At 58.5% G+C, this 9,752-nt stretch carries 7 protein-coding genes and 1 pseudogene; 1 reads left to right on the plus strand and 7 read right to left on the minus strand.

The window, feature by feature from the left end; genetic code table 11:
* From ABJK56_RS10705 to nusA, 7 genes are all read right to left on the minus strand, one after another.
* The coding region (locus ABJK56_RS10705) for a hypothetical protein (RefSeq protein WP_347244662.1) at positions 1-744 on the minus strand (744 nt) is incomplete at its 3' end.
* A 96-nt stretch (positions 745-840) separates the two neighbouring features.
* Entirely contained in the window at positions 841-1,458 is a 618-nt protein-coding gene (locus tag ABJK56_RS10710; RefSeq protein ID WP_095413653.1) for a response regulator, read from the minus strand.
* A 532-nt stretch (positions 1,459-1,990) separates the two neighbouring features.
* Positions 1,991-3,052: a hypothetical protein gene (locus ABJK56_RS10715; RefSeq protein WP_347244663.1), complete on the minus strand. Its 1,062-nt coding sequence runs from the start codon at positions 3,050-3,052 to the stop codon at positions 1,991-1,993.
* 97 nt (positions 3,053-3,149) lie between these two features.
* On the minus strand, positions 3,150-3,653 hold the full coding sequence (gene rbfA / locus ABJK56_RS10720; RefSeq protein WP_347244664.1) for a 30S ribosome-binding factor RbfA: 504 nt from the start codon (positions 3,651-3,653) through the stop codon (positions 3,150-3,152).
* A 114-nt stretch (positions 3,654-3,767) separates the two neighbouring features.
* Complete coding sequence (gene infB / locus ABJK56_RS10725; RefSeq protein ID WP_347244665.1) at positions 3,768-7,010, minus strand: translation initiation factor IF-2; 3,243 nt, start codon at positions 7,008-7,010, stop codon at positions 3,768-3,770.
* Positions 7,011-7,068: 58 nt separating this feature from the next.
* A complete protein-coding gene (locus ABJK56_RS10730) occupies positions 7,069-7,326 on the minus strand; it encodes a hypothetical protein (RefSeq protein WP_347244666.1) in 258 nt (85 codons plus the stop codon).
* Between the two features lie 67 nt (positions 7,327-7,393).
* On the minus strand, positions 7,394-8,734 hold the full coding sequence (nusA, locus tag ABJK56_RS10735) for a transcription termination factor NusA (protein ID WP_347244667.1): 1,341 nt from the start codon (positions 8,732-8,734) through the stop codon (positions 7,394-7,396).
* Between the two features lie 832 nt (positions 8,735-9,566).
* On the opposite strand from nusA, the pseudogene ABJK56_RS10740 reads away from it, so the two are divergent.
* Positions 9,567-9,752: pseudogene (locus ABJK56_RS10740) on the plus strand (ABC transporter ATP-binding protein); the annotation flags it as partial.

Below are 9,752 nucleotides of genomic sequence, written 5' to 3' on the forward strand. Positions count from 1 at the left end.
GGTTTCCGGAAGAGCGATGGCTTTCTCCAGCAAAAACTCCCAAATTTCCGGCCAGTCATGCCGTGCCAATTGAGCCCAGAAAAATGGGAAATTGAGCTCCGTCACACAGGTGACAATACGCCACACTGTGCGGACGATGGAGAGCACATCGCCCAAGGAATCCGGGATCTTGTCCGGAACGGTGGGGTCATTTTCTTCAGGCTCGTCGGACGTCAGGTGAAAGGCGAGCGCAAGGTCCCCTAAATGCAACATACCCGGATTCTCGGACTTCAGCCACAGTCTCGTCAACAGGCTCGTCAGAAATACCCGCTGGACCAGAAGCTCGTCTGGAAACCGCTGCTCAAGTGGCAGACCTCGCCTGTAATCGTCGTGGTACCGAACGGAATGAAGACGCAACAACGGCGTCGCGGCGGGTGAGTCTTGATGGTCCCCTATAAATGCGTCAATGAGACGCGATTTCAGAACTCGGAAGAATTCTTCCGGCGGACTTACCTGGAGAGGGGAAACGCCTTGGGCGTCAAGGCTCGACAAAACGGCTGCCAGCGCGAGCGGATCGCGGAGCAGGACATGAAGCAGTTCCGCACCGAGGGGACGGTGAAAATCGGAACCTAACTCGCGCCAGGCGCGTATCGCGTCCACCAGTCGGCCGAGGTGGCGGAACAACACGCGACTGATTCCCACGAGGGTGGCATCAGCGATCCAGAAGCTCTTCTCGGCGGGAGATCGCGTGAGAATTTTGAACATCAGGTCAGCACACGAGCCTTGCGCGCAGCATCTCTTCTCCGGTCAGCCGCGAGGCAAGAGAGACCAGGCTCCGCCACTGCTCCGCCGGTTCGCCGTTCAAACGTGGGACCGCGAGGGAATATCGAGCAACTGGCAGATGCGATCCACGAGTTGCTCGATTTCGAACGGTTTATGGAGGAAATCGTCGGCCCCCACCGCTTTGAGCTCCTGAATGCGGTCCTCTTCCACCATGCCCGAGATGCAGATGATGCGGATATCGTTCATGTTGGGATCGGATCGCACCACCTGGCAGACATCCTTTCCATTGATGTCGGGGAGCATGATGTCAAGGACGATGAGGTCAGGATGGTATTCTTTGACCGCCATCCCGGCCTCGAATCCGTTGTTGACGGTACGGACCTCAAAGCGGCCGTCCCGAAGCAGGACATCCCGAATGAGTTCCACCAGTTCTTCATCGTCATCGACGATGAGTATCCGGTGTTTGGTGTTTTCGAGGGCATCCAGAGGGATGCCGTTTTCCCGCATGAAGTTGATCAGAGCATCGCGGGGAATACGACGGAAGCGGCTTCCCGGAACGCGGAATCCCTTCAATTGACCTGAATCGAAGCAGCGGATGATAGTCTGCTGGCTCACCTTGCAGATCTTCGCTGCTTCTCCAGTCGTAAAGACGGTCTTGCTTGCGAGCGGTGATTGGCTGTTCCTTTTCTTCGCCACGGTTCTCGCCGGAAAGTCAACGAAACCCCAGCCCGAAGGTCGGCAGTTGGCTGCGGGTTTCTGGTCCTCCGTGTCACCACTATCCGGGAAACAGGCGGCGAGTTCGCGAGAATCCGCAAACTCTGCACCTCCCGTAGCTGCCTACGAGCAGCAGGCTCATCCGGTCCTGCCGACTTTACCGAATTTGCCAACCGCCGCTCATTATACTTTCACCAAAATCCCTGTCAATACGAGTTTTTCGCCTTTAACTCGCTTGCCTAGCAATGGTTACGTCATCTCGATTTTCTGCCACACCTTTGCTTCGCGATGGGCCGTCAATTATTCATGTTGCCTGATCAGAATTTTCAGCCTACAGCATGCAGTTGCTGTGACCGATAACTCCGACATATTTTCGAGAACGGCACTTCCAGAATGCAGGCCAGATGAGCCAACCGATCTTGTCGGATTCCGGTAGCGATTACCGCACAACCATCGGCTTCCAGCCGGGGGATGGAGATGCGGCAGGACGGCGTCAACCGCTGTTTCCACTGCGCTACTTCCCGCCCCGTTTTTTCTTCTTTTCGCCTTTTGCCGCCTTTTTCTGAGTGGCAGAGCGGCCCGTCTTGGCTTTTTTAGGAGGAGCGGTTTTAGCTCTGGCTTCTGCCGTCTTTGTGCGCGCCTTTCTAGGAGGCGAAGGGGCCGTTGCCGCGGTTGGCTCGGCTTCTTCGGGCTGGCCTTTTATGGGTTCAGCCGTCTGTCCGGCTGCGCCTTTGTCGGCCGCTGTAGGTTGATCCGAAGTTGAGGGAGCCAGGTCGGTCTTTCTCGGGCGTCCGCGACGTTTGGGCTGAACGGCGGGCGCGGTGTCTTCCCGCGCAATGGGAGCCGGCAGCGGAGTTGCTTCGGTAGTGGTCATAGCGGGTTCCAATTGTCCCTGTTCCCAGGCCTCCAGCCGCTCCAGGGCTTGCGGATCCATGGCCTTGAAGACCTTGGCCACCACCGGCGCGTGGTGATCGGCCCAGAACTCGGCGGCGAATTCATGCAGCAGCCAGGCAAATTCGACGCCTTTACTTTTGGGGATTGCCCGTTCCAGGCCCGCCACCGTACCCGACGCCACTTCCGATTCCTCCGCCAGGCCAAGAAGGTTCAGTACCCGCAGAGTGGCCATATCGAGAGGAATGGTGTGCCCGCCCAGCGCGTTTTGCACCACATAGGAGACCATGAAGCGGGAAACGCCGTCGATTTTTTGGAGGCGTTCGATCGCCTGTCCCAGCGTGAGTTTCCGCAACTCTTCCAGGTCGAACGAGTAAGTTGATTCAAAGATGTGCTGAAGAGGGCACTTGATCCGCGTGGCTGCGGCTGCCGGATCGGGCAATCCTTCGCCGGCTTCGGCCAAATCACGAATCGTGCATACCCGAATTTCATTCCAGTCGAAAAACTCGGTTTTGAGGACCTGAAAGACCCGCTCGGCCACGGCGTACCGGGCGTTTTCCAGCACCGCCGCGAACATCAGATGTTCGAGGACGGGCAACGCCGGATCGGCGGGCTTGGCCTTGTACTGCCGAGATAAAACTTCGTGCAAGCGTGTGAACTGTTGGGCGCGACTCGGTGTGGTCATCCTTCCTGAAGTCCTTGCTGAAGTCGAGTGTCCTCGAGCCATGGCCATCCTCACCCCAGAGAAGAGACCCTTTCCAGAACGGTACCGTGTGGGGGTTTCACGCCGACTGTGGATTTGATTCCGGATCGGAACTTCCCTCGGCAACTTGCCGCTCATCCGCTGACGCATCGGGAAGCACCGACCCCGCCGCGCCGGCCGAAGCCGTTTCCGTCACCTCGTCCACGGATGTCCCCTCTTCACCTGTCTCCGTGGAAGCAGGGTGCGGAAGAATCTCGGCGAGAATTCGGGAGATCTCGATGGAACGCTTGACGCCCTGATCCAGCACAAACGTCAACTTGGGCGTCCACCGTGTTTCGATCTTTTCTGCGCATTTTGCTTGCAAAAAGCCGGCAGCGCTCTGTAATCCGCGGAGTGTCAATCGCTGCCGCTTTTCATCTCCCATCACGGAAACATGGACCTTGGCAAAGCGGAGGTCTTCGGAAACCTCCACGTACGTGACGGTCACATCCCTCACACGAGGGTCCTTCAATTCGAAGAGGATCGCCGAACTGACGACATGGCGCACGGCTTCGGCGAGTTTCAGGGCACGTCGCGAGCTCATAGCGAGTTCCTCTCCGGACAAAGGGACGGATTGCCTGTTTTTACATTTTTATTATGGGAACGGGAATGACGACAGTCCGCCATGTGGGGAGGTGCTTCGCAACGACCCAGCCGGCTACGAGGCGGATTGTCCTACCGTTTCGAAGCTGCGTTTGACTTCCTCCACCCGATAAGCCTCGAGAATATCCCCTTCCTTGATGTCGTCGAAACCGGCGAGTCTGATACCGCATTCGTAGCCTTCGCGAACCTCCCGCACGTCGTCCTTCTCCCGACGCAGAGACTCGATGGGATAGTCGCCGACGATGCGGTTCTGGCGAATAACGCGGAGTCGGGCATCGCGGGTGATGATGCCGGACAGCACACGGCAACCAGCCACATTTCCCACTTTGCTGATCCGGAACACCTTTTGAATGAGGGCCCGCCCCAGTTCGACCTCGCGCTTTTCCGGCTGGAGCATGCCTTCCAGGGCTGCTTTGAGGTCGTCCACCACCTGGTAGATGATGTCGTACCGCCGAATTTGCACGTTGAGCTGCTCGGCGAGTTCTCGGGCATCTTCGTCCGGAACCACATTGAAACCGATGATAACGGCATCAGAAGCATCCGCCAGATGGACGTCGGCCACGGTGATCCCACCCACCAGAGCCTGAATGACCTCGATCTTGACCTCGGGATGCTCCAATTTGGCGATTTCTTTGAGGATGGCCTCGATGGAGCCGCGGGTGTCCGCCCGCAGGATGATATGCAGCGTTTTCTTCTCCTTTTGGCTGAGCCGCTCGAAGAGGTTTTCCAGTGTGACGTGGGAGCGAGCCTGGGCCAGCTCCCGCTGGCGGGCCATCTCCAAACGATGTTCGGCAATCTTGCGGGCTTTGGCGATGTCCTCCAGGACAACAAAACGGCTTCCCGCCTCGGGCACATTGTCAAGGCCAATAACGTCGACGGGACGAGCAGGCGGGGCCTCCTGCACCCGCTTGTGCGGCTGGAGCGGGTCGTACATCGCTTTGATACGGCCGTGGGCCGTGCCGCACACTACGATATCTCCCGGCCGTAAAGTACCCTTTTGCACCAAGAATTTGGCCACGACACCTCGACCGGGCTGGAGAGACGCCTCCAGACAGGTACCGCACGCCGGGCGGTCGTAATTGGCTTTTAACTCGAAAATGTCTCCCAAAGTAATCAGCGTGTCGAGCAGTTCCGGAATCCCCTGGCCGGTAAGGGCACTTGTCCGCACCATTTCCACATCCCCACCCCATTCGGTAGGTACCAAACCCAGCCCTGTCAACTGTTGCATCACCCGTTCCGGTCGCGCCCCGGGGAGGTCCACCTTGTTCAGCGCTACGACGATGGGAACGCCGGCTGCTCGCGCGTGGCTGATCGCCTCTTCCGTTTGAGGCATGACGCCGTCATCCACCGCCACCACGAGAACTACGATATCGGTGCAGTTAGCCCCCCGGGCCCGCATGGCCGTGAAGGCCTCGTGTCCAGGAGTGTCCAAGAACGTGATCGGGCGACCGTTCTTTTCTACCTGATAGGCGCGGATATGCTGGGTGATTCCGCCTTTTTCTTTGGCCGCTACGTTGAGGCCCAGGATTTTATCCAAAAGCGACGTCTTTCCGTGGTCCACGTGCCCAAGGAAGGTGACGACCGGTGGCCGAGGACGCAAAGATTCTTCCGGATCAGGCGTGTTCCAGATGGCTTCGATTTCTTCTTCCGGATCGGTTTCGGCACGGAAGGTGACATCCACTCCCAGTTCGGCGGCGAGAAGCTCAGCCGTCTCCTGGTCAAGTGTCGCGTTGATGTTGGCGAGGGTTCCCATTTCAAAGAGCTTGGCAAGGACCTTCTGAGCGGGGAGGCCCAGGGCTTCAGCGAACGAACGAACCGTGCAAGGGAGTTCCAGAACCACGCTGCTTTTCCGAGGTGCGGCTGTTGAGACACTCCGTGTGCGGCGGAGCCGGGTCTGTTGGGTGGTGGTCGTTTCGGGTTCGAGGTCTTCATCCTCCTCGATCTTGACCACCTCTTTCTTACGCTTGACTTTGCCTGCCGCGGCCTCCTTTTCCAGGAGGTCCTCCTTATCCTCCACTTTACCACGGCGGCCTTTCTGCCGGGGGAGGACCGGCAGAGGTTCTTCAGCTTCCGCTTTTTCTTTTTCTTTCTTCTTGCCTTTTCGCTTTTCCTCCTGCTGCCGGAGCAGATGCTCTGCCAGCGGCATGGCCCCCATTTTAGATGCTTTAATCGCGTCCAGGGGCAGTCGAATCTCCGGTTTTTGCGGGGGCGGCTCCTTCGGTTTGGCCACGGGCGACGGTTTTGGCTGCGGAATCGGTGCCAATCTAGCTAACCGAGGAAGAGGCGGTTCGGTTTTGCTTTTTTTCTCCTTTCTGGGGATACCGGGTGGCGGAGTCCCCTCTCGCCTGGTGCGACGCAACTCGGGAATGGGGCGAATAGCGGCGAGCCGTTCCGGATCGATCGGCGGAACACCGCCCGTGGAGGGGGTAGCTTCGCTCGGAGGTTGACTGGCCGCTGCCTTTTCTGCTAACTCGGTAGGAGCCGCTGAAACCGTTTCAGGCGCGCTTTGTGCTAGCGGAGCGGACGGTTCCGCCTCGGCGCCCGTGCCTGCCGTGGCAATCTCCGGTGGGGGCGGCGTCAGAATAAACTCCTCGGCCTGAGGGACGGCGAATGTCGTGGGAGACGCCGGTTTCTCTTCCTCGACAACAGGGCTTCTCTCGGCGACACCAACAGAAGATGCTGTCTCGACGGGGGTAACAGGCGCCGCTTCAGGCGGCATTTCCGGAAGAGGCGCTTCTGGAATTGCCGGCTCGGCCGGTCTTGCCGCGGCTTCGGCAGTCAAAGGAGGCGGTGCCGCTTCAAAGGCGGTGGTCTCCACCACGGCTGTACCTTCAGACACCATCTGTGGTGGACCCGCCTCTACCACCGCAGAAGTAGTCGCCGCTTGCTCTGGGGTCTCCTTGACCGCAACAGGAGCGGCCAGCTCCGGCTCTTCTTTCTTCTCCGGCTTTTCCGGCTGCTCCGGCTTTTCCGGTTCCTTGCGCTGGGGCGGACTCGGCGGCAGTTTCTCGACCTTTTTGTCGAGAACGGGCACCTTACCCAGGGCGGTCCCTGCCGGGGGAATGTAGTCCTCTCGGCGGAAAGCAGAAATGGGACCGGCGGTGGGACCCGCGGTTGGCGCCATGCGGTCTCGCCCGCCCTTGCCGCGCTTGAGATATTCCTTGACAAGAGAAACTTCTTCGTCAGTGAGGCTGGCCAAAGCGGAAGTCTTCTGGAGCTTCAGCTCCTGGCAGACCTCCAGCAACTCTTTAGTCTCGATTTTGAGTTCTTTCGCGAGATTGAAGATCCGTTGCGCCACGTAATCCCCTCCGGATTTCGGCGATGTTTCGCGAAATCCCGTCTTGTTTGACCGTTACCTATGCATCGGCAGCCTCCTCCGCCAGACCGCGGATCGATCCGCAGACAATCCCACCCCGGGGAGCGTTGGGAGTGGGAAGGACGTTGCCTTTCCCTATCCAGTTTACCCGATATCCCTCTTTTTGTTTATCGGCCCAGGAGAGACGATTTACCGCCTCCAAAAATGCATGGGGAATGTTGTAGCGGGTTTTTGCCCGCCCCATTCCATAGTCGGAGTAGTCTCTCCGCTCGGGAAGCCGTCTTCCCTTCCGGCCCACCGCCTCCGTGACCACCCCAGAAAGGACATCTGGGGTCCCAAAAAGCGAATTACCCCGTCGTTTCCTCTCAGCCCGACGTTTCCTCCGGTTCGGAAGTCACACTTTCGGCCGCCGCTGGGTTTTCTTCAGCAGCCACGTCGCTGTCGGTCCCTTCTTCCTCTGGAGAGAGGGAAGGTGGCTCGGGAGGTGCTCCTTCGGCCCGAGCTGCCGCCCGCTCCCGTTCAAGCTGTCGCTGCCGCCGCCGTTCCTCGGCCGCAAGCTGTTCTGCTTCTTCGGCTTTGGCTTCCGCCTGAGCAATGATATGCATCGCTTGTTCTTCGGTGAGGCCTCCCATTTCCATGAGATCGTCCGGCTCGATTACCGAAAGGTCATCGTAAGAGAGGAATCCTTCCCCCACCAGCCGATCGGCCAGTTCTTCCGACACTCCCTCCAGAGAAGCAAAGCCCAGAAGGGCCTGTTCGAGCTGCTCATTGAGCTCGTCGCGGGTCATGATTTCGATGTCCCAGCCCACCAGCTTGCTGGCCAGTCGCACGTTCTGTCCCCAGCGTCCGATCGCCAATGAGAGCTGGTCTTCTGGAACCAGCACGATGGCCCGGCCCAGCATCTGGCAGAGAATCACCTCCTCCACCTTGGCCGGCTGCAGGGCATTGGGGATCAAAACCATAAGATCATCGTCCCAGCGGATGATGTCGATCCGCTCTCCGTTCAATTCTTCCACGATGTTGCGGATGCGGTTGCCGCGGAGTCCCACACACGCCCCCACTGGATCGACCCGTTGATCCAGACTGACGACGGCCACTTTGGTGCGATAACCCGGCTCCCTCGCAATCGATTTGATCTCGATGATGCCGTCGCTGATTTCGGGGACTTCCTGCTCAAAAAGTCGCACGACAAAAGTGGGACGGATGCGGCTGAGGACGATCTTGAGCCGTGGCCCCACTTTTTTCACCTCGGTAACGAGGGCACGAATGCGTTCGTTGGGATGGCGCGATTCCCCGGGAATCTGCTCACTTTTGGGAAGGATGGCCTCTGTCCGCGGCAGACTGACGATCACCGCCCGGGGTTCAACCTTTTGCACCGTGCCTGTTACAATCTGGTCCAGCAGCTCTTGATACTCGTCATAGAGGACATCGCGTTCCGCTTCGCGAATTTTCTGGAGGATGACCTGCTTGGCTGCCTGGGCACCGATCCGGGTGAGCTGCTCGGGATCGATGGACTGCTCACCCCGATAGCCAGTGATCACACCCGTTTTGCGGTCGATGACGATTTTGATCTCTTCCTGCTCGCCGAATCGTTTGCGCGCAACGGAAGTGAGGGCCGCCTCAATGCTTCTAAAGACGACCTCTTTATCGATATTTTTGTCCCGGTGGATCGCGTCGACGATCCTCAACAGTTCGTCGGGGTTCATTGACAACCTGCGTGCGTCCGACAGACCTTCGAGTTCGGGCTACTAAATAACAAAAAACCGTCCGCCGCCGTCGTGCAGCAAGTCGCCGCACACCCGGCTTGCGACGGTTCCCAGAACTATAGCGCGATCCCAAGCCGCGTCCGCGCAGCCTTTTGCTTGCGCGGGGCCTTTCACCCTGCAAAGCTGGCGGCAACTTACCTGCCTAGGCAGTGTCTGTTCACCATACCCGGCTACTGGCTACCTGTCAAGTGTCAACGGCAACCTTCAGATTTTTCTCCTCCCCGCCCGGGGGCGCTCTTTCTTTGTGTCTCTTGCTCCGTTTCACGCCAGAATTTGTACCAATTCGTTGTTCCACCGCGCAGCGGAATTTATAGTAGTAAAAGGTGTCCCTGTCTGCACGGCATGACACCGTTGGGGGCACAACCACTTCATGGAGTGAAATTCTGCCCCCAAAAGGAAGAGGAACGGCCTGTGACACACGGGCGAAGGAACGTTCGGCGTCGAAAACCGCATTGAAGGGCCTGATACCTCTCCCGGGTGGAACACTGGCCCCAAGGAGCAGGTTCGAGTTCATTTTTCGGGTCGGTCCTGATATTGGGGAGAGGGTTCGCGGGTTTTCCCCGGGGCATGAGCAATGGCGCCATGCCCTGGGCTGCGTGGTGAGGAATTAACAAGGAAACTGGCGGTGCAACAGGTCGTTGCAGGGACCGGGCTGGGCAACTTGAGACCCGCCGAACAGCTTTCCGACCGACAGCGTAAAGCCTACCGGTCCCCTCCCTGTTGAGAGTGGGGTTTTCACAATTCCAATGGCCAACGATAGAGGAATCTGGCGATGAGTGAGGCGCAAGTGAGTCCGGCCGTTAAACCGTCGGAAACAGGCAAGTCACCGCCGGAAGTCGTTATTGAGACACGAACCCTCTCCAAGGTTTATCGCGACTTCTGGGGACGCACAAAAGTCCAGGCCCTTAAAGCCCTCGATTTGCAGATTTATCGTGGTGAGGTTTTCGGTCTGCTGGGC

Origin of the sequence: Thermogutta sp., from assembly GCF_039793925.1 — a bacterium.
GTDB lineage: Bacteria > Planctomycetota > Planctomycetia > Pirellulales > Thermoguttaceae > Thermogutta.